The organism is Rhodococcus sp. 14-1411-2a (genome assembly GCF_002259485.1).
Taxonomy (GTDB): Bacteria; Actinomycetota; Actinomycetes; order Mycobacteriales; family Mycobacteriaceae; genus Rhodococcoides.
The window spans coordinates 1-20,308 of the sequence record NZ_NPGA01000012.1; the positions used below are offsets into that span (position 1 = coordinate 1).

The following is a 20,308-nucleotide window of genomic DNA, read 5'->3' on the forward strand; positions in this document are numbered from 1 at the left end:
GGACTCCGGGGCGGCGGGGGCGGTCAGTCGAGGCGAGCGAGCACCACGCGCAGTCCGATGACACTGGCGATGGGGAACAGGGCGGCGACCAGCCATGGGATGGCTGCGCCCCAGCCGGTGTCGGGGGAGGCGTCGATCACCACACCGAGTGCGGTCGATCCGATGAGCACTCCGATGCCCCCGAGCGAGGCCATGAAGCCGTAATACGAGCCCAGGCGACGTTCGGCGGCCATGCGCGGCACCAGGTCTCGGGCCTGTGGCATGGCGATCATCTGCCCCAGCGCCAGCAGCAGCACGAACAGAGCGGCCGGGACGAGACCGACCGGACCTTCCAACTCGAAGGGACTGAATGCCGCGACCAGGGCGAAAGAAACTGCCATGACGGCGAATCCGATCGGCAGCGTGATCCTCGGTGATACCCCGGCGACGCGTCGGGTGATGGGCAGTTGCGCAGATACCACCAGTACTGCCGAGATCGCGAAGAACCACCCCAGCACCGTCTGCGAACCCCAGGCGCGTTCGACCTCGAGGGGCAGCAGCAGGTACAGCTGGTTGTAGGCCACCAACTGCGCGCTCATCGCCACCGCGAACAGCACGAAGGTTCGGTTGCGCACCACGTCGGTCCAGCCCGAGAGCCATGGGTCGTCGCGATGCTCGCCGCGCTCACGCGGCAGCCACCGCATGTGAGCGGCGACGACCAGAACGAAGATCGCCGCGGCCACGAGGCACGCGATCCTGAAATCGACGAGCAGCAACACCGATCCGACGAGCGGGCCGGTGAACGAGCCGATCTGGCTGCACACCGACATCAGCGCGAAGCTCTCCACGCGCGTGGGTCCGCCGTCGCGTTCGCTTTTGCCCGCCTCGATCGCCACTGCGGATTCGACTGCAGGGGAGAACAATGCGGCTGCGAATCCCACCATCACCGTCGCGATCAACACGGCAGATAGCGAATCGGCGAAGGCGAGACCGACAAATCCCAGCACCCGCAGAACACAGCCGACGAGAACGACCGGCTTGATACCCCACCGATCGGCGAGGGTGCCACCGACGAAGAACAGTCCCTGCTGCGAGAACGTTCTGATTCCGAGAACCACTCCGACGACCGCGGCACCGAGCCCGAGGTCGCTCGTCAGATGCACCGACAGATACGGCAACACCATGAAAAAGCCGATGTTGAAGGTCATCTGAGTGAGGACGAGCAAGCGAACGGTGGGGGTGGCCCGCCGCAGATCGACCAAAAACGACCACCGCCACCGCGTCGGCGATCCGTCGGTCCTCGTGCTCACGTACTGCGCCCTCCTGCGTCGACTTTCTCGATGACGCTACCGGTCTTGCGCACGCGTCCCGAGGTGGCACCGGCGAGCGAGACTGCGAGAACGGCAAGTGCGATCAACGACGCGAGCGGAGCGGCGGTGACCCACGGTGCCCGCTCGACGGCGGCGACCCCGTCGGACAGTATCAATCCCCAATCCGCAGTGGGGGGTTGCGGACCGAGGCCGAGGAATCCGAGGGCCGCGAGAGCAAGAGCGACACCGGGAAGCCGAATCATGGCGTGCCGCAGAACTACCGGAACGACGCTGGGCACGATGGATCCGAACAGGATTCGCGCATTGCCTGCCCCGAGTGTCGGCAGAATGGAGATGTACGGCCGAGCACGAGTCTCCTCGACCAGAGCGGCAGTGTGCGCGGCGAGCGGAGCCCACGTGACGATGAGAACGGCAACGGCCGCCCCGCCTGCACTCGGACCCCAGATCGCCGCGATGAGAATGCCGGTGACGACGGGCGGTGCCGCATTGGTGACCTCGACCAGACCACGCGAGGCCCGCGGAATCAGTCCCAGCAGCACGCCGACCACCAGGGCCGCGAACGTCACCGCCAGCGAGAGTCCGATGGAGCGCAGTGCGCCGTCGGCGACGCGGGCCAACAGATCTCGGCCCGACGCGTCCGTACCGAAGGGGTGGGCCGATGATGGCGCCGCGAACTTCTCCCGCGTCGTCGCCTGGCCGTCGCGTGGGAGTCCGGCCACGACCATGATCAGCAGGACCGACGCCGCCGCGATCGGCACCACCCAACGCCGGGGTGACGGGTGGAAGACGCCGGACGGGATGGGCATCGCCTTCTCGTGCAGGGCGCTGCCGAGCAGTAGCCGTCGCACGAGTTCGGCGGAAATCCCCAGAACGGCACTGACGGCCAGCAGAAGGATGATGTCGATCTGCAGGGCGGGAAGATCCTGTGATTGCGCATCACCGAGAGTGGTGCGGCCCAATCCCGGTATGGCGAAAACCTTTTCGACGGCCACTGCGCCACCGGTCATGGCGACCATGATCAGCCCGATCTGCGATGCGAGCCCGGGGAGGGCGCGTCGCAGAACCGCACCGGCGATCTGCCGCCGCGAGAATCCTGCGACCGTCCACGTGATGACCCAGCCCTCGGTGAAGGTGACGGCGATCGCGTCGGCGAGAAGGCGTCCGATCAGCCCGCCGGCAGGCAACCCGAGCGCGAGTGCAGGCAACACCGCGTACTCCGGGCCGTTCCAGCCGTACGCCGGGAACGACAGCCACACGGCTCCGACGAGGACCAGCACCGAGGCGAGCAGAAACTCCGGCATCGACGTGAGCGCTGCGGCGACGCCACCCCCGGTTCGCTTCGGGGTGCCGCGCAACCCCGCCCGCACGCTGGGGAGCACGACCAGTGCGGCCGTGACGACCGCAACCAGCATCGCGAAGCCCATGAGGGTGAGCGAGACCGTCAATGCATCCAGGGCACCGGGCAGTACGGGCTTGCCGGTGTTCCACGATGTTCCGGGATTGCCCGACGCGATGCCGGTGAGCCAGTCCCAGAACATCCGCAGCGGCCCGGCATCGAGACCGAGGTCGCGGCGAATGGCCGCCAGAGCCTCGGGGGTTGCTTCCTGTTCGGCCGAGCGAGCTCGCAGAATGCTCAGTGCCGGATCGCGATTCGAGAGCCACGGCAGCATGCCGACGATCAGGACGACACCGGCGACGGCAACCAGCCGCGAGGCGGTTGTTCTCACTGCTTACTCGAAGGCGGTCTGGTTGGTGATGAGCGTGCGTTCCCGCGGATCGCGGGCGACACCGGTGAGGCCTTCGGATTCACCCTGGATGACGCGTTCGTGCAGCATCGGCACGGCCGCATCCTTCTCCAGGATGAGCTTCTCGGCGGCCAGGATCGCGGCGCGGCGGTCGTCTCCGGGCTCGGTGGCCGAGGCGTCTGCCAGCGCCGCGTCGACCTGCGGGTCGCAGAACTGGGAGATGTTGAACGATCCCTCGCAGGCGAAGTCGGAGTACATGTATGCCACCGGGTCACCCGAATCGAGGACGGTGGCGCGGGAGAGGATGAAGGCATCGAATGCACCACTGAGAGCATCGGTTTCGATGAACTGGTATTCGCGCACCACCTGCTCGACCTCGAAGCCCTTCGCCTCGAGTTCCTGCTGCAACAGCACGGCGACCTCGGGAAGTTCGGCGCGGTCGGTGAACGTGGCGAGGGTGATCTTCTTGCCGGTGGCATCGCCCGCCGGGGTCTCGGTGCGCGCCGGACGGTCCGCCGCCCACGGCAGCGCGGGGCCGAGCAATCCGTTCGCGGCGTCGGCACGACCCTCGTACACCTGCTCGACCAGACGATCCTTGTCCACCGACTCCCGTGCGGCGGCGCGCATGGCGGGGTCCGCGAACACTCCGGACGACGTGTTCAGGTACAGGGTGTTGGTGCGCGGCATCGGAACCTCGTGCACCAGCGACTGGTCGATGTTGGCGGCCTGCGACACCGGAATCGCCTCCACCACATCGGCGGTGCCGTTACGTAGCGCTGCTGCGCGGGCCGTACCGTCGGGCACGAAGTCGACGTCGATGCCGGCGAGCTTCGCGGGCTCACCCCAGTAGTCCTCGTTGCGGTCCAGCGTGGCACTGGACGTGCCGTTCACTGCGGTGAGCACGAAAGGTCCGGTGCCGGTTCCGACGGGGTCGCTGCCGCCTGCAGAGTAGGCCGCGGGTGCCAGGATGGCGAGCTGCGGGCTCGAGAGTCGTTGCGGCACCAGTGGATCGATGTCCGCGGTGGACACCTCCACCGTGTCGTCGTCGGTAGCGGTCACCGTCAGCTCGACCCCGTCGAGGATGCGCGGCTTCGGCGCGGCGGTAGTGGCAGCAGTCAGTGCGGTGACGACGGCAGCGGAGTCGAGTGGTGCACCGTTGTGGAACCTCACGTCGGGTCGGAGGTCGAAACTCCAAGTCCGGTCGTCGACGCGATTCCAGGCGGTGGCCAGCGCGGGCTCGGCGTCGCCGAGATCATCGAGGGTGACGAGGGTTTCGGCGGTGGACCAGCGCGACAGCTTGAAGGCATCATCGCTGAACTGCGAGAGCCCCGAGCGCGGCGGTTGCAGCATCGCCACGCGGGCTCGATCTGCGGTGTCGTCGGCAGCGCCCGAAGAGAAGCAGCCGGTGAGCGTGAGGGCACCTACCGCTGCCAGGGTGCCGATACGGAACACGTTGGTAGACAACAGAGTGGTGGTCAATGGATCTCCTGTGGTGGTCATGCAAGCCGGGGTACGGCGTCGATCAGGTCTCGGGTGTAGGAGTGCTGTGGTTCGGTGAGAATGCCTCGTAAGCTGCCGGTTTCGACGATTCGGCCGTCGTGCATCACCGATACGTCACTGCAGAGTCGAGCGACTGCAGACAGGTCGTGGCTCACGATCAGCAACGCGCTGGGCAGTCCGGCCAGAACCGCGAGAACCTGCTCACGCAGATCCGGGTCCAGCCCACTGACCGGCTCGTCCGCCAGCAGATATTGCGGTTCGCATGCCACCGCGCGCGCGATGGCGACGCGTTGATTCTGACCACCGGACAGTTCCGTCGGTCGGCGTTGCAGATAACGCTCGTCCAGCCCGACAGCGGCGAGTGCGGCACCCGCTTTGGCTCGATGATCGCCGTCGACGCCCAGAAGTCGAAGCGGCGTCGCCACCAGATCCAGCACACTGCGGCGTGGATCGAGGCTGGTGGCCGGATCCTGGGGTACGTACTGCACGAGTCTGCGAAACCACCGCAGCGAGCGGACGGAACCGGGACGCACTGGGCACCCGTCCAATTCGATGACCCCTTCGGAGGGCACATCCAACGCCAACAGCATGCGCAGCAACGTCGTCTTCCCCGAACCGGATTCGCCGACGACGGCGACGCGACCGGCCGGTGGCAGCGTGAACGAGACGGCGTCCAGCGCGGTACGAGAAGAGCCGTGCCGTACGTAGGTGCGCGTGATGTCCGTGGCCACCAAGCCCGTCATCGCGCGACCAACTGACGAAACGGATCGGCGGCGCGAGCCCGCTCGAGCATGCGCACCACGAGATCGGATTCCGGGCTGTCGAGAATCGCTGCCGTGGAACCGGATTCGACGACCTTGCCCGAGTCGAGAACCATCAGGTGATCGCACAGCTGCGCGGCGACGGCGATGTCGTGCGTGATCAGCAGCAGAGACGCCACCTCACGGAGAGCGTCGAGCACCCGCGCCTGACTGATCACATCGAGGGCCGTCGTCGGCTCGTCCGCGATCACCAGCGGACTCTCACGCGCCAATGCGACTGCGATACAGACGCGTTGACGCTGGCCACCGGACAGCTCGAGCGGGTGCGAGGCCAGGATGCGTTCGGTGTCGCGCAGACCCACGCGCTCGAGCAGCGCGGAGGCGTCGGGCGTGCGGAGTTGCTTGCCGACGGTGACCATCGGGTTCAGTGCGGTGGCCGAATCCTGGAAGACCATCGCCGGACGGGCGGGGCGTGGCCGGCGGGGCGTCGGAACTCCGGCGACGTCGTGGCCGTCGACGACGATGCGGCCGGTGCAGGTGATGCCCGGCGGGAGCGCTCCGACCAGTGCCGACGCAATCAGCGACTTTCCCGATCCCGACGCACCCAGCAGGCCGAGGCGTCGACCCGCTGGGATCTCGAAGGAGACGTGCCGGACGATGCGCGAGCGTCCGGCGTCGATGCAGAGGTCATCGACGGCGAGCACGGTTTCTCCTGAGGATAGACATGGGAACGACTTCGACAATCGTTGTCGATAGACGACTGTAGGCGAGTCGGGGGGACGACACAAATTAGGCTGACCGGATGAGCAGGGCGAGGGACGCGCAACGAGCGGCCGTCTACGACGCAGAACAACTGGTTCGCACCATGTTCGATCGCGCCGAGGAGCGGGACCTTCGCATGGTGCAGGTGATGGGTTCGCAGATCACGCTGCCGATCGAGCGCAAGTTCGCCTCCATCGACTCGGTGCAGGCATACGTCGATGCGGTGCTCGCTCTGGAGTGGGTTGCCGCAACGTGGCCCGACGCCGGTCGGGTGGTCACCGTCCGAGCCCGATCGGGTTCGGCTGCGGCGCACTACGAATCGGACACCGCCACCATCGCGGTGCCCCTGCACAGGGGCAACAGGGCGTGGGCGTTGCGGGAACTGGTGGTGTTGCACGAGCTCGCGCACCACTTCGCCGACGAGAACGAGGAGCAGCACGGCGGCGCATTCGTCGACCACTACATCACTCTCGTCGGCGAGATCGTCGGCTCCGAGGCCGGGTTCGTCCTGCGCGCGATGATGGCCGAGAGCGGCGTCCGCATCGGCTAGTGGTTTTCGGGTGCATCATGGGAGACGCAGCCCACACGACGAGGAGATGTCCATGACCGTCAAGATCGGTGTTCAGCTTCAGCCCCAGCACGCTCCCGACTATCAGTTGATCCGCGACGCGGTGTTGCGCTCGGAGGATGCGGGCGTCGACATCGTCTTCAACTGGGACCACTTCTATCCGCTGTACGGCGACCTCGACGGTGCGCACTTCGAGTGCTGGACGATGCTCGGGGCCTGGGCCGAGCAGACATCGAACGTCGAGATCGGCGCACTCGTCACCGGCGGCGGATACCGCAATCCGGACCTGTTGGCCGACATGGCGCGCACCGTCGACCACATCAGCGGCGGACGGTTGATCCTCGGCATCGGCGCCGGATGGAACGAGAAGGACTACGACAACTTCGGGTACGAGTTCGGCACGGCCGGTTCGCGACTGGCCTTGCTGAAAGAGAGCCTCGCCAGAATCCGCCACTGCCTCGACGTCGGAAACCCGGCCCCGACCCGCGACATCCCGATCCTGATCGGCGGCGGCGGCGAGAAGAAGACGCTGAAGATGGTGGCCGAATACGCGCACATCTGGCACAGCTTCGCCGACCTCGAGGCGCTGAAGCGCAAGTCCGAGATCCTCGCCGAGCACGGCACCACCGTCGGACGCGACGTCTCGGTCATCACCCGCTCGGTCGCGTGGCCGGGAGCGGACACCGCCCAGGACTTCGTCGACGCCGGAGCCACCCTGTTCACCGTCGGCGTCAACGGACCCGAGTACGACCTGGCCGAGCTGGGCCAGGCCATCGAGTGGCGGGACGCGCTCGAGTAGTCACACGTCACTCCAGTTCGCTGAGCGAAACCCTTGCGCGTGGCGCGTTTGGGTGAGTGGGCCCTGGTCCGCTTAGGGTTTTGTACATGGTTGCCGTACGCGCCTCACGCGCGCTCGTGGTTCTCGTTCTCGGACTGTTGATGGCCCTCACGCTCGCCGCGTGTGGCACGTCGAATTCCGATGATCAGGCGGCGGCAGGTCCGACCGACCTGTGCGCCCCTCCCGGAGTCGACAGTGCATCGTCCACCCCGACGAACTTCGACGCTGCCGCAGCGGCCGCGACGGAGGACAGATACACGACGGACAATGTCACGCCCCTGGACCGGATCGACACCGCATCCCTCGGATTGGCGACGCCGGGAGTGCTCACCGTCGGAACCCTGTCCGACGCCCCGCCGAGCATCTGCCTGGACTCGGCCGGCCAGTACACCGGCTACGACAACGAACTGCTGAAGGCCGTCGCCGAGAAGCTCGGTCTGCAGATCAACTTCTCGGGCACCGAGTTCTCGGGTCTGCTCGCGCAGGTTGCGGGCCGCCGCTTCGACGTCGGGTCGTCCTCGATCACGACGACGGACGAGCGACGCAACACCGTCGGGTTCACCAACGGATACGACTTCGGCTACTTCTCCCTCGTGGCCACCACCGGTGGCCCGATCACCAGGTTCGAGGACCTGAACGCGGGCAGCAGGATCGGCGTCGTGCAGGGCACCGTGCAGGACGACTACGTGGTGAACACGCTCGGCCTCGATCCGGTGAAGTTCCCGGACTACAACACCGCGTACGCGAACCTGCGCACCGGGCAGATCGACGCCTGGGTGGCCCCGTCCCAGCAGGCGGAAGGCTTGGTCAAGCCGGAAGACGGCACCGCGATCACGCAGAACACGTTCTCGCTGAACAACTTCGTCGGCTGGGCCGTCGCTCGCGACAATCAGCCGCTGATCGACGCGTTGAACTCCGGGCTCGACGCGGTGATCGCCGACGGCACCTGGGCCACCCTGTACTCCGACTGGGTTCCACGCGAGCTGCCCGACGGCTTCAAGCCCGGCAGCAAGGCCGCCCCCGAGCCCGAGCTACCCGACTTCGCTGCCATCGCAGCACAGAACGACGCGGACGCTCCCGAAGCCGTTGCCGTTCAACCCAAATCCACGCTGGCACAGCTGGGGGATACGTTCTTCGACTGGTCGCTGTACAAGTCCGCCATCCCCGACCTGTTCAAGGTAGGCCTGCCCAACACGCTCATTCTGGCGTTGGCGTCGGGCATCATCGGTACGGTCCTGGGCATGTTGCTGGCCCTGGCCGGGCTGTCTCGCACACGCTGGCTGCGCTGGCCGGCGCGTGTCTACACCGACATCTTCCGCGGATTGCCCGCCGTGGTGATCATTCTGATCATCGGACTCGGAATCGGACCGGTGGTGCAGGGGGTGACCGGCGGCAATCCGTACTGGCTCGGCGCCGCGGCACTGTCACTGCTCGCCGCCGCGTACATCGGTGAGATCTTCCGATCCGGCATCCAGAGCGTCGAGGCCGGTCAGATGGAAGCTGCGCGGGCACTGGGCTTCAGCCGTCGCCGGTCGATGAACCTGGTCGTCGTCCCACAGGGTGTCCGACGCGTTCTGCCGGCGCTGATGAACCAGTTCATCTCACTGATCAAGGACTCGTCGCTGATCTACTTCCTCGGACTGCTCGCCACTCAACGCGAGCTGTTCGCCGTCGGTCGAGATCTCAACGCACAGACCGGAAATCTGTCCCCGCTCGTCGCCGCCGGATTGTTCTACCTGGTGCTGACCGTGCCGCTCACCCATCTCGTGAACTACATCGACAAGCGACTGCGCACCGGCAAGGCCGAGCAGACGCTGGACCCGGTCGAGCAGGCCGTCGTCGTGGAAAGAGGCTGACATGACTTCTGTTTCGCTCGTAGGCAAGGACATTCACCTGTCCTTCGGTACCAACAAGGTGCTGCGCGGGGTGAGCATCGACGTTCCGGCGGGCACGACGACGACGGTCATCGGACCGTCGGGCTCGGGTAAGTCGACGCTGCTGCGTGCTCTCAATCGACTGCACGAGCCCGAGCAGGGAGACATCCTGCTCGACGGCAAGTCGGTGCTGAAGGACAACCCCGACGAGCTGCGTCAGCGCATCGGCATGGTGTTCCAGCAGTTCAACCTGTTTCCGCACAAGACCGTTGCGGACAACATCGCTCTGGGCCCGCGCAAGCTGCTCGGCCTGTCCAAGGAGGCGGCTCGTGCGGCGGCGATCGATCAGCTCGAGCTGGTGGGACTGACCGACAAGGCGGATTCGCGTCCGGGCAACCTCTCCGGTGGCCAGCAGCAGCGCGTCGCCATCGCCCGGGCCCTCGCCATGAAGCCCGAGGTGATGTTCTTCGACGAGGCCACCTCCGCTCTGGACCCCGAGTTGGTGAAAGGTGTGCTGGCGCTGATGGCCGACCTCGCGAAGGGCGGAATGACGATGGTGGTGGTGACCCACGAAATGGGCTTCGCGCGATCGGTGTCCAACAGGGTGCTGTTCATGGACCACGGCAGCGCCGTCGAAACCGGAACGCCGGAGCAGTTGTTCGACGATCCGCACACCGATCGACTGAAAACGTTTCTGTCGCAGGTGCTGTAGCGAGCATCGGTCAACCCGGTACCCGGTACAGACGCCAATCCGGTTGATCTGCACCGTCGTTCGGAACTTCGAGGACGAGTGGATACAGGTCGGCTCCGTTGTCGTAGATCGTCGGATATCGCCGGTTGACCGCATCGGACACTCCGCGGCCCTCGTTGGGCACCGTCAGCAGATACTGCACGCCCGCCGATGCCGGGTCGTTGAGGATCTCGGTGAAGTCCAGGTCGGACGGAACCACGAACCGCTTCGGGTGTTCCGACGCTGCCACGACGGCGAACCCGTAGACGGTGTCGAGGAGGATCGACCCCTCCGGGAGGTTCTGGCCGTCGAGGTACGACGCCAGTCGGCGTTCGGTGGAGAAGGAATCGATGACTCGACGGGCCGCCATCGCCTGGGGATCGTCGGCCCGGGGATTTTCGTCGAGGAGACTGCCGAGGGCGTACTGCTGACTCGACAACCCCGGCTGCACCATCGCCCACCCAGTTACCGGAAGAGCCAGCGCACAGACCGTCATTGCCACCGCCGCGGCGGCAGGACGCAGCGGCGCGAGCACGGGGCGGTGCCGTCGATAGGCCCCTGCGCGCCGGGTCGGCCGATCTCCGGTGGCCGGAAACAGTTGCACCACAACGACTGTCGCCAACGGAACGGCACAGATGAAGAACCGCAGGAAGCCGAACGTCGAGCCGGTGATGTAGCTCGCGGCCTGAAATCCGAGCACCCCACCGAAAAGCAATGGTGCCACCAGGAATTCGAGGTCTCGGCGACGCAGCGCCAGCACCACGGCCAGCGGTAGCGTCACCAGCAACGCCGGTCCCAGCACGACGACGGCACCGAGCGAGAACAGGCCGGTGCCGATCAGGTCACCGCTGGGCCCGCCGGACTGCGTCAGAATCGCGGCGTTTCCATAGCTCGAGGACAGCTGGGCGAGCGCCTCACCGGTGATCAGCCAGCTCGTGCTGATCCACACCAGAAACACTGCCGTGCCGGGCCCTGCAACGAGCACTGCGTCCAGAATTGCTCTGCGGCGCATGCTTTTCCAATACGGCTGGCCCCGACGAAGAGCCGTCACGACCGCCACCAGTACCGCGGCCAGAGCTATCGGAACGACGCCCTCGTAGCGAGCGAGGAAGGCGAGAGCCAATGCGACGCCTGCCAACAGGAGATCGTGAACGTCGTCGGTGTTCATCCATCGAATCAACCGTCGTACAGCCCAGCAGAGGAAGAACAGGAAGCCTGCCTCGCTCATGCCGTTGGCTCCGTAGAAGACGATCATCGGGTTGATCGCGAAGACGACGGTGAGCAGGAGGCTGTATCGGCCGGGCAGTCCGCGGTCTCGGCAGATCCCGTGGATCATCACCACTGCACCGGCCATGAACATCGCCGACACCGCGATGCCCGAGATGTTCCACCGGGTGATCGCCGGCCACCACGATGCGAAGGCGACCATGGGCAACTGTGCGAGGGCCGTCAACGGCGTGAAGATGAAGCCGATGGCCGACACGTGTGGATCGCGGCTGAGCAGCACCGCCTGCGCGGCCGAGGTTCGCGACAATGCGTCGCCGAGGAGATAGCCGAAACGCATGCTCAGAGTCAGCCCCACCGCCAGGTAGCCCGCCAGCGCGCTGCCGAACACGATCCAGGGGGTGCGCCGATTCACGTGTTCTGCTCTTCGCCGACCGGCGTCGGCGCGGCGGGGCCGGACAGGCCGTGGAACGTCTTCTCCCAGTACGACGGATTGCGAACCAGCTGCCAACACCCCTTGATGGCGGCCACGCTCATCATCACCCAGTACAGGGGCATCGTGAGGCTGGGAACGAGCAGGTACGCGTTGTCGCTCTCTCGGCTCGCGATGAGGTACATGTACACCGTGGCGATGTTGCCCACCACCAGAGACAGCAACGAGAAATAGTAGATGTACGGCGGAAAGAGCTCGGCCACCAATGCCGGCTGGCCGAGAATCCATGCCGCCGTGGTGAACCAGAAGACCATGTTGATGCACGCGGTGATCGGTGTTCCCGCGAGCAACAATGTGAAGCGGTAGGTGCCGACCGGGCCGAGGGCACGCACCGTGGCGACCGGTCTGCGCATGTGCACCAACCACGTCTGCAGATAGCCCTTGTACCAACGAGAGCGCTGGCGAACCCAGTTGATCGGATCGCTGTTGGCCTCTTCGAGAGTGGTGGAGTCCAGCACCGCCGTCGAGTAGCCCGAGGCCGCGATGCGCACACCGAGATCCGCGTCCTCGGTGACGTTGAAGCCGTCCCAGGCCCCCACCTCGTCGATGACGTCGCGGCGCAGATGATTGGAGGTTCCGCCGAGGGGAATCGGCGAGGTGCTGGCCATCAGGCCCGGCAGCAGGTACCCGAACCACAGGGCGTAGTCCGCGGTGAACCACCCGGTCAGCAGATTCTGAGAACCGTTGTGAAAAGCCAACTTCGCCTGCACGCACGCGACGGTGTCGGGCAGCCGCTCGAAAGCAGCGACGACGCGACGCAGTTGCAGTCGCTCGGGCAGATCCTCGGCATCGAAAATCGTCACGATCGTCCCGGTAGCGAAATGCAATCCGTAGTTGCATGCTTTCGGCTTGGTGCGAGGGTCGCCTGCGGGGACCAGGACCACGTCCACCGAATCGCTGACGCCGCTGCGCGCGGCCGCCTCGATGGTGACCTCGTCGTCCTCTTCGAGCAGCAACAGAACCTGCAGCTTGTCGGCTGGATAGTCCAGGCCGGTCATCGCCGCGATGAGGTCACCCACCACCTCCGGCTCGTCGTACGCCGGAACCAGAATGGTGTAGTACGGCAACCGATCGTCGGGAACGGCCCTGGCTTCCTCGTCGGTCACCGTGACGATCGCCGACGCGTCCAGACCTCGGGAGAACAGCAGTAAGCGGTCGATCATCGCCAGCAGATATCCGATGGTGCACACGACCGTGACCACGAGCAGCGTCCCGACCGGAGCGAACACTCCACAGGCGAGGAGCGAAAGCGCAGCCCCGATCGCCGTGTACTTCTGCCAGGGAACGAACGCAATTGCGGCCGACGCCAGCGGATTTCGATCGGCCAATCCGTTGATCGCGTCGTAGAGCGCAGCTGCTCGGAACTCTTCGGTTTCCGTTCCGACACGCGGGGGCGTCGGTCGTCCCTCCGTGGGAGTTGTGGTCACAGCGGCGCACCGTTCGCCGGGGCCCACTGCTGGCGAACGAGCCCGGTGCCGAAGGTCGTCAACAGCTCACGATCCTTGTACTCCGGATCGTCGTCGATGGAGATGGCGTTGCCCCGAAGCAAGGTGCCGATCGCTGTACCGAGATTCGATGCCATCGACGGCATCGGCTGCGGGAACGCGGCATCGAGGTCGTGATTGTCGACGCTGATGACGGTCACACGTTGGAACACATCGCCTCGCTGCCAATGGAACACGAGCTTGGTCCAGGTGAGCAGCAACGCGTCGCTGACCGAGGTGTACAGCGCACCCGTCACCCCGCGTCCGAGATCGATGGTCAGGGGTTGGCTCGTGCGCGTGTTGGTCAATCGATACAGGGTGCTCTCCGGATAGACGGCCAGACTGGCCCGATTGGTCGTCGACAGAACGTCGACCACCACGGTCCGTGGTCTCGACCGCAGGTCCCAGGCGGAATTGCCTTCGTCGGCGCGCATCGTCTGCCGGGTCAGAGTGGCACGACTTCCGAAGAACGCGCGGACCCAATCGAATTGCTCCATGTCGATCTCGCTGAAACCGACCGGCGGAACCAAGGGAACAGATGCCGCACCAGGTGGTCCCGTCGGTGCCGCCACGGGGGTGCGGTCGGGTAGGGGAACGAGAGCCAGGACCGCAGCCGCCACGATCGAGACGACGATCGAGCTCGGCGACCACTTCGCCGTCGGGACAGCGAGGCGTCGCGGCCGTCGCTCGTCGAATCGGCCGCGACGCGCAGTGAGATAGAAGCCGCTTCCGGTGACTGCTGCCGCGCCGACGGTCGGGACGAGCTGCAGCCAGGTGATGTCGATCTGGGGCCACACCGCCAACATCACTGCCGCAACTGCCAATCCGGACGAGACGGTGCACACGAACCCGAGCCATCCGCGACGCCTGGTGCGGCCGACGGCGATGGCACCGGCGATTCCTGCCAAGAGCACCATCACCGCCGCGTAGGCGAAACGGCCTCCGCCCAAACCGATGGCGACCAACCGGTAGCCCAGCGGACTCAACGCGAGCAGCAACAGCCAGACGGACCAGAACCGACCCACCGGACGCAGTCCGAACATCAGGATCGCGCCACCGAAGAAGAACGTCAGCGCCGCAAGGACATCCAAGTGCGCCAGCTCGTACTGATCGGCGTAGCGCGGCAGCCACAGCGCCTTGATCGCGATGGACACCAGCAAGCCGATACCGCCGACGATGTTGTCGGTCTGCCGATCGTGGATGGGCAGCTCGTCGGCCCTACGCCGCGCTACTCCCTGCGCCGCAACGACAGCGAGCAGGGGCAACACGAAGATGTACGCGGTGATGGCACCGTCGGACGCCTCCTGCGCCAGCCGCACCCAGGTGGGAAGGAACGCGAGAACGACACAGGCGAGGAGAACCACCCAGCGCACGACCAGGATGGCGAGCGGACGCCGTGCTCGCCACCGAGGTGGCGCGGTCGGTACCGCGCCCGTGTTCGGTGCGGTGTCCACTGTCATGTCGAGTCGCTCATGTCGAGTCGCTGTGCCGGCTCGGCGCGGTCGTCGACCGGCGCGCTCGGAGCGCGAGCACGAGTGCGCCCACGCCCGCGGCTGCGAGGACCGCAAGACCGACTCCCACGACCAGCACCGTCGTTCGGTCGGTTGTGTTCTCGGGCGCCGCTGCGGTGTCGTCCGCACCGGACAGTGCCGCGCTCGACAGAGAGATCGGTTCGGTGTTCTGCGCAGCGAACACGATGTCGCCGTCGAGCGCGAACCACCGAGCCGGGTCGTCGTCGAGCCAGGACAGCATGGCGTCGAATCGGTCCGGTGCCGAGTTCCAGGATCCGACGAGGACTGCGTTGTCCTGCACCGACGTCACCTGCACCGTCGCGAAGGGCTCGTCGGTGTCGACCGTCAATTCGGTGGCACCGCCGGCGGAGTCAGGGTCGGCGACCCGGAATGTCGTCTCGTCGATCGACGACAGCGGCAGGGTCACCGTCTCGGGCAGTTCCGAGGCAGGCGCGATCACGAGGGCGGGTCCACTACCGTCGAGCGCCTGTTCCATCGACACGACCTCCGGGAGGAGGGGCAGACTCGACAGACGCTGCAGTCCGGTTGCCATCGTGACCGCTCGGACGACTCCCGCGTAGGACTCGTCGGCCATCGCGATCTCGAACTGCGGCATCAGCGCCTGCGGCATCGATCGCAGGCCGAGCGGGGCCGGTGTCGTGGAATCCGACGACCGCACCAGAGTCGAACCGTCCACGGTCACACTCGTATCGGCGGCCGCGGAGCAGCCACCGCCACCCGTGGTCGACGGATGGTCGACGGAAATGTCGAGTGTCTCGACGCGGGACAGGGACGAATTCGGAATGTCGATCCAGCGATCGAGCCGACCGGTGTCGTCGGCCTCCCACACTGCGAGCGGTGACCCGTTCACCGTGGCCCGCACCGATCCCGCGCCCGGTGTGTAGCTGCCGATCAGGTGCACGGACAGGTTCGATGCCGATCGGCCGAGCCGCGTCTGATCGATCGTGATGGACGCAGTCGCCGTGGCACCGCCCGAACCGGTCACCGTGCCGATGCCGAGGTCGTCGAGCGTGATCGATTCGGGCGGAAGTTGCGCTGTTGCCGACGATGGTCCTGCCGAAGCAGCCGTGGAGACCGCGATGTCGGAGAGATCACTGGTGACGAGGCGGGCCTGATCGGTCAGATCCGACCCCGTTCCGGTGAGGTACATCCGTGGTGGAGCCTGGTCGACGGGGTAGATCAGTTCCACACCGGCGTCGGAGCTCCTTGCCAATACGACTGATCTCTCGAACGGTCCGTCCGGTGCCGCCCCTGCAAGCTCACTGTCCGGCCGAACGGCCACCCGGACCGGCTGCGCCCCGTAGTGGTGGATCACCGAGGTTGCCACAATCGTTGCGGCGGTGACGGTTTCGCGATCCGCGTCCGACGGGACGAACAGCGTCAGCGTCCTCAGCACTACCGGCAGAAAGTCCGCAATGGTCTCGGGCACCGCCGGTTGCCCCTGGTAGGCCACGGTTGCGTCGATCAATCGGACGGCATCGGAGGCAGGATCGGGGCAGTAGCGATCGTCGGGAATCAGAGACGGGATCAGATCGAGGGCGATTGCTCCGTCGACCGTCGGTGCCGCAGCCAGTGGAATCGACACCGCGGTGGTCGGTGCGGTGTTGTCGAGCGTGATGCGGGTGATCGGCCGACCGTCCGATTCGACGTCGACCCAACCCCGGTCGAGCCAGGCAGGCACCGTCATCACTGCATCGAGCATCGAGGGCACCGAGCCTGCAGGGGACGGCACGGTCAGTCTGGTGGCCTGTCCGGTCGAGTCCACGGTGGTGGACCGACCCAGTCCCAATTCGCCGAAGGTGAAGCGATCAACATAATCCTGTTGCTCTCCATCGATCGGCTGCGCCGATACGAACGGGGCCGTAAGCAGAAACGTAGTTGCGACGAGAACTGCCGTCGATGCAACGTATGCGATTCGCATTGGGGGATTTCCAGCTTTCGCATAATGAAACGGAAACCCGAACTGTACTGCGTATTCCCGATCTTCGGTACATCGGAAAGTCGTACATTTACCCATCTGGATCGAAATTCGGCCAGAAACATACTGGGAGACACGAAAGTTCGACTCAATGAGCGGCTCGGCCCGGTGGAATCGAATTCCGACGCAACGGAGCTCGTCGAATTGTACGAATACGGTGATATTGCCGTCCAGGGGCCGTCGAATTCACAATTCGGAAATTCGTGCAGCAGACATCTAGCATTACGCCGATGCGGATCGTTTCGATGTTTTCACGGTGCGCAGTGGGCGCAGCAATGGTGCTGTCCCTCGCGCTGAGCACCGGTGTGCCCGACGCGGCAGCAGCCCCCGAGTCCGGTGCCCGCGTCACGGCAAGCGCCGACGGTCTCGCACTCGACGGAAATCCTTGGTGGCCGACCGGATTCAATGCCTATCAGCTTGCGACCGATTGGTCGGTCAACGCAGGCTGTGGAGCGATGGTGGACCTGAACGGCTACTTCGGTGCCCTGCCTTCACATTCCCTCACGCGGTTCAACGCGTTCCAAGCGCTGACGATCAACCGATTCACCGGCGCACTCGACTTTCGCCCGATGGACGCGGTCTTCGCGGCGGCCGAGGCGCACGGGCAACTGGTCGTCCCGGTTCTCTCGCCACAGGACGGGGCCTGCGAAGGAAACGCCTTCAAGGGCAGACAGTGGTACGTCGACGGATGGACGACGCCCCCTGCCGTCCCCGACGCGAATGCGGTGACGAGTTTCGAGCAGTGGATGCTCACTGCTGTGAACCGGTGGAAGGATTCGCCCGCACTGGCAGCCTGGGAATTGGTCGGTGAGCCGGAAACCAGCTCGTGCACCGACGCGGCGTGCTCGTGGACCACCCGAACCTGCACCGCAGACGCCGCCCAGGTTCTGCGCTCCTTCTTCGACACCGCGGGGCAACAGCTCCGCACTGTCGATCCCCGCACCCTGATCACCGCCGGTCTCACCGGCGGCGGACAGTGCGGTAGCCAGGGTGACGAGTACGAGTACCTCGCCCAGTCGCCCTTCGTCGATGTGCTGCAGTACCACGACTACGGATACGACGGTGTGCCGTTGCCCGGAGATCAGTGGAACGGGCTGCAGCGGCGGATCACCCAGAGCGCTGCGGTGGGCAAACCCCTCCTGGTCGGGGAGATCGGCCAACTCGCCGGTTCCTGTGGCGATATCGGCTCTCGCGCAACGAGTATCGCCACCAAGATCGACGGCCAACGCGCCGCAGGCACAGCCGGAGCCCTGCTGTGGGCCTTCGTACCCGACCCGCGGCCGGACGAGTGCACCTACGACATCGGACCCGGCGATCCGTTATGGCAGACGATCGGACGTTAGGGCATCCTCGTTGTCCGCGACTTCACCTGAACGTTCCTTTACTTTCGCTTTTGGGTGACAGCGTGCCGTGACATGAAGCCACTACCCTTGTTCGCGGTTCACGACGGAAGCTCCAAGCGGTCAGCATTGACGTGCAAGTACAAGTGCGGGGATGCGTGTTTCCACGAGGTTCCCAACACGTCGAAGGGTCAGTACTTCGGCGACATCGTCAAGACCGCCATGTCGCGGCGCGGTGTGATCAAGGGCGGTGCCATGGCGGTACTCGCCGTGGGTGCCGGTAGCGCTCTCGCGGCGTGCTCGACCGACGAGCCCGCCACCACCGGAGGCGCAACCTCGAGCACGTCGGGTACCGATACCCCGCCCGTCGACGGCGTGGATTTCGTTGCGGTGGAACCGAACACCGAGGACGCAGTCGTGATACCCGAGGGCCACGAGCAGGCCGTCGTCATTCGCTGGGGCGATCCGGTGCTCGACGGCGCTCCGGCGTTCGACTTCGACAACCAGACCGGTGCGGCGCAGGCCATGCAGTTCGGCTTCAACAACGACTTCGCCGGCCTACTGCCGGTGGAGGGCACGCCCAACGCATTCCTGCTGGTGGTCAATCACGAGTACACCACCGAGCCGGCGATGTTCAAGGGCTACGACGAGGAGAACCCGACGCGTGAGCAGTTCGACGTAGCGCTCGCCGCGCACGGTCTGACGGTGGTTCAGGTTCAGGGCGAGGGCAACTCGGGCAAGCTCACCCCTGCGATGGGCCGGTACAACCGCCGTATCACCGGCACCACGGAGTTCGTCGTCACCGGCCCCGCCGCGGGCAGCGACTTCCTCAAGACGAGTGTCGACCCGACGGGCACCCGCGTGCTCGGTACGTTCAACAACTGTGCAGGCGGCCTGACGCCGTGGGGCACGGTGCTCTCCGGCGAGGAGAACTTCAACCAGTACTTCGGCAACGCGGAGTCGGTCACCGAGACCGTCGCCGCCGAGCGGCTCGCCCGCTACGGCATCGAGGGTGCCGCCAGCGATCGCAAGTGGGAGACCTTCGACAAGCGCTTCGATCTTGCCCAGGAGCCCAACGAGGCCAACCGATTCGGGTACATCGTCGAGGTGAACCCGTGGGATCCGCAGTCGGCTCCGATCAAGCACACCGCGCTGGGACGCTTCAAGCACGAGGCCGCCACCATCTACGTCACCGACGACGGCACCGTCGTCGCCTACAGCGGCGACGACGAGCGCTTCGACTACATGTACAAGTTCGTCTCGAGCCGCAAGATGATGCCCGGCACCGGCGCGGCCGCGATGCGCAACAACCTGACGCTGCTGGACGCGGGCACGCTGTACGTCGCTACGCTCACCGGCGACTCCCCGGACGAGATCGACGGCTCCGGCACCCTTCCCGCCAGCGGTGAATTCAAGGGCACCGGAACGTGGGTGCCGCTGCTGCGCACGAACGAGGACGGCCGCGGCGAATCCCTCGTCGACGGCATGACCGCCGAGGAGGTGGCGGTGTTCACCCGCCTGGCCGGCGACAAGGTGGGCGCGACCAAGATGGACCGCCCGGAGGACTTCGAGCCCAACCCGGTGACCGGCAAGGTCTACGTCGCGTTGACGAACAACGCCAACCGAGGCACCGAGGGCAAAGCCGGGGCAGACGAGGCCAACCCCCGCAACACCAACAAGAACGGCCAGGTGCTCGAGCTCGAGGACGACCACGCGGGCACGTCGTTCACCTGGAACCTGCTGCTGGTGTGCGGTGACCCGAACGAGGCCGACACGTACTTCGGCGGCTTCGACAAGAGTCAGGTCAGCCCCATCTCGTGCCCCGACAACCTCGCGTTCGACTCGAAGGGCAACCTGTGGGTCTCCACCGACGGAAACGCTCTCGACTCCAACGACGGCCTGTTCGCCGTGGTGCTCGACGGCCCACGCCGTGGTGAGACCCGCCAGTTCCTGACGGTTCCCGCGGGCGGCGAGACCTGCGGTCCCATCGTCTCCGACGAGCGGGTCGTGGTGTGCGTGCAGCACCCGGGCGAAAGCGACGATGCCACCGCCGACGCACCGATCTCGCATTGGCCCGACGGCGGCGACACTCAGCCTCGGCCGTCCGTCGTCGCAGTGTGGAAGTCGGCGTAGCCATAGCTGTTTCGCATCGATCGGAACGCGCCCGTG

15 protein-coding genes are annotated in these 20,308 nt (G+C 65.9%); 6 read left to right on the top strand and 9 right to left on the bottom strand.

Features of this window, described 5'->3' with window-relative positions; genetic code table 11:
• Positions 1 to 23: 23 nt before the first annotated feature.
• The 5 genes from CH291_RS09540 to CH291_RS09560 are packed head-to-tail and all read right to left on the bottom strand — an operon-like array spanning position 24 to position 6,020.
• The gene (locus tag CH291_RS09540) at positions 24 to 1,289 is read right to left on the bottom strand and encodes an MDR family MFS transporter (RefSeq protein ID WP_094687322.1); all 1,266 of its coding nucleotides are present in this window, start codon (positions 1,287 to 1,289) and stop codon (positions 24 to 26) included.
• Positions 1,286 to 3,037: an ABC transporter permease subunit gene (locus tag CH291_RS09545; RefSeq protein ID WP_217901106.1), complete on the bottom strand. Its 1,752-nt coding sequence runs from the start codon at positions 3,035 to 3,037 to the stop codon at positions 1,286 to 1,288. Before CH291_RS09545 ends, CH291_RS09540 begins: the two co-directional genes overlap by 4 nt.
• A 3-nt stretch (positions 3,038 to 3,040) precedes the next feature.
• Positions 3,041 to 4,555 carry an ABC transporter substrate-binding protein gene (locus CH291_RS09550; protein WP_094687323.1) on the bottom strand — a complete coding sequence of 505 codons (1,515 nt, stop codon included), beginning with the start codon at positions 4,553 to 4,555 and terminating at the stop codon, positions 3,041 to 3,043.
• Positions 4,552 to 5,298, bottom strand: coding sequence for an ABC transporter ATP-binding protein (locus CH291_RS09555; RefSeq protein WP_094687324.1), 747 nt, complete (start codon positions 5,296 to 5,298; stop codon positions 4,552 to 4,554). Before CH291_RS09555 ends, CH291_RS09550 begins: the two co-directional genes overlap by 4 nt.
• Positions 5,295 to 6,020, bottom strand: coding sequence for an ATP-binding cassette domain-containing protein (locus CH291_RS09560; RefSeq protein ID WP_179276495.1), 726 nt, complete (start codon positions 6,018 to 6,020; stop codon positions 5,295 to 5,297). Before CH291_RS09560 ends, CH291_RS09555 begins: the two co-directional genes overlap by 4 nt.
• A gap of 98 nt (positions 6,021 to 6,118) precedes the next feature.
• On the opposite strand from CH291_RS09560, the gene CH291_RS09565 reads away from it, so the two are divergent.
• From CH291_RS09565 to CH291_RS09580, 4 genes are all read left to right on the top strand, one after another.
• A complete protein-coding gene (locus CH291_RS09565; protein WP_094687326.1) occupies positions 6,119 to 6,628 on the top strand; it encodes a TIGR04338 family metallohydrolase in 510 nt (169 codons plus the stop codon).
• A gap of 46 nt (positions 6,629 to 6,674) precedes the next feature.
• The gene (locus CH291_RS09570) at positions 6,675 to 7,445 is read left to right on the top strand and encodes an LLM class F420-dependent oxidoreductase (protein WP_179276496.1); all 771 of its coding nucleotides are present in this window, start codon (positions 6,675 to 6,677) and stop codon (positions 7,443 to 7,445) included.
• A gap of 86 nt (positions 7,446 to 7,531) precedes the next feature.
• On the top strand, positions 7,532 to 9,340 hold the full coding sequence (locus tag CH291_RS09575) for an ABC transporter substrate-binding protein/permease (protein WP_094687327.1): 1,809 nt from the start codon (positions 7,532 to 7,534) through the stop codon (positions 9,338 to 9,340).
• A gap of 1 nt (position 9,341) precedes the next feature.
• Positions 9,342 to 10,070: an amino acid ABC transporter ATP-binding protein gene (locus CH291_RS09580; protein WP_094638378.1), complete on the top strand. Its 729-nt coding sequence runs from the start codon at positions 9,342 to 9,344 to the stop codon at positions 10,068 to 10,070.
• 10 nt (positions 10,071 to 10,080) lie between these two features.
• On the opposite strand, the gene CH291_RS09585 is transcribed toward CH291_RS09580, so the two are convergent.
• Genes CH291_RS09585 through CH291_RS09600 form a run of 4 tightly spaced genes read right to left on the bottom strand, consistent with a single transcriptional unit; the run spans position 10,081 to position 16,742 of the window.
• Positions 10,081 to 11,727, bottom strand: coding sequence for a glycosyltransferase family 39 protein (locus CH291_RS09585; RefSeq protein WP_094687328.1), 1,647 nt, complete (start codon positions 11,725 to 11,727; stop codon positions 10,081 to 10,083).
• Positions 11,724 to 13,232, bottom strand: a complete 1,509-nt coding sequence (locus CH291_RS09590; RefSeq protein WP_094669305.1) for a glycosyltransferase — start codon at positions 13,230 to 13,232, stop codon at positions 11,724 to 11,726. The genes CH291_RS09585 and CH291_RS09590 overlap by 4 nt, the downstream gene beginning before the upstream one ends.
• Entirely contained in the window at positions 13,229 to 14,749 is a 1,521-nt protein-coding gene (locus tag CH291_RS09595) for a hypothetical protein (RefSeq protein ID WP_094687329.1), read from the bottom strand. The genes CH291_RS09590 and CH291_RS09595 overlap by 4 nt, the downstream gene beginning before the upstream one ends.
• 10 nt (positions 14,750 to 14,759) lie before the next feature.
• Complete coding sequence (locus CH291_RS09600; RefSeq protein ID WP_068047570.1) at positions 14,760 to 16,742, bottom strand: hypothetical protein; 1,983 nt, start codon at positions 16,740 to 16,742, stop codon at positions 14,760 to 14,762.
• 332 nt (positions 16,743 to 17,074) lie between these two features.
• Between CH291_RS09600 and CH291_RS09605 the strand changes: the two genes are divergently transcribed.
• Entirely contained in the window at positions 17,075 to 18,142 is a 1,068-nt protein-coding gene (locus CH291_RS09605; RefSeq protein WP_179276507.1) for a beta-mannosidase, read from the top strand.
• Positions 18,143 to 18,214: 72 nt separating this feature from the next.
• A complete protein-coding gene (locus CH291_RS09610; protein WP_094638382.1) occupies positions 18,215 to 20,272 on the top strand; it encodes a PhoX family protein in 2,058 nt (685 codons plus the stop codon).
• The last annotated feature ends 36 nt before the right edge of the window (positions 20,273 to 20,308 follow it).

Excerpts from the sequence above, each read along its gene's own strand:
- CH291_RS09610 (WP_094638382.1), top strand. The coding sequence starts at position 18,215 with ATGAAGCCACTACCCTTGTTCGCGGTTCACGACGGAAGCTCCAAGCGG.
- CH291_RS09575 (WP_094687327.1), top strand. The coding sequence starts at position 7,532 with ATGGTTGCCGTACGCGCCTCACGCGCGCTCGTGGTTCTCGTTCTCGGA.
- CH291_RS09555 (WP_094687324.1), bottom strand. The coding sequence starts at position 5,298 with ATGACGGGCTTGGTGGCCACGGACATCACGCGCACCTACGTACGGCAC.
- CH291_RS09600 (WP_068047570.1), bottom strand. The coding sequence starts at position 16,742 with ATGCGAATCGCATACGTTGCATCGACGGCAGTTCTCGTCGCAACTACG.
- CH291_RS09565 (WP_094687326.1), top strand. The coding sequence starts at position 6,119 with ATGAGCAGGGCGAGGGACGCGCAACGAGCGGCCGTCTACGACGCAGAA.
- CH291_RS09605 (WP_179276507.1), top strand. The coding sequence starts at position 17,075 with ATGGTGCTGTCCCTCGCGCTGAGCACCGGTGTGCCCGACGCGGCAGCA.
- CH291_RS09570 (WP_179276496.1), top strand. The coding sequence starts at position 6,675 with ATGTCCATGACCGTCAAGATCGGTGTTCAGCTTCAGCCCCAGCACGCT.
- CH291_RS09550 (WP_094687323.1), bottom strand. The coding sequence starts at position 4,555 with ATGACCACCACAGGAGATCCATTGACCACCACTCTGTTGTCTACCAAC.
- CH291_RS09580 (WP_094638378.1), top strand. The coding sequence starts at position 9,342 with ATGACTTCTGTTTCGCTCGTAGGCAAGGACATTCACCTGTCCTTCGGT.
- CH291_RS09595 (WP_094687329.1), bottom strand. The coding sequence starts at position 14,749 with ATGACAGTGGACACCGCACCGAACACGGGCGCGGTACCGACCGCGCCA.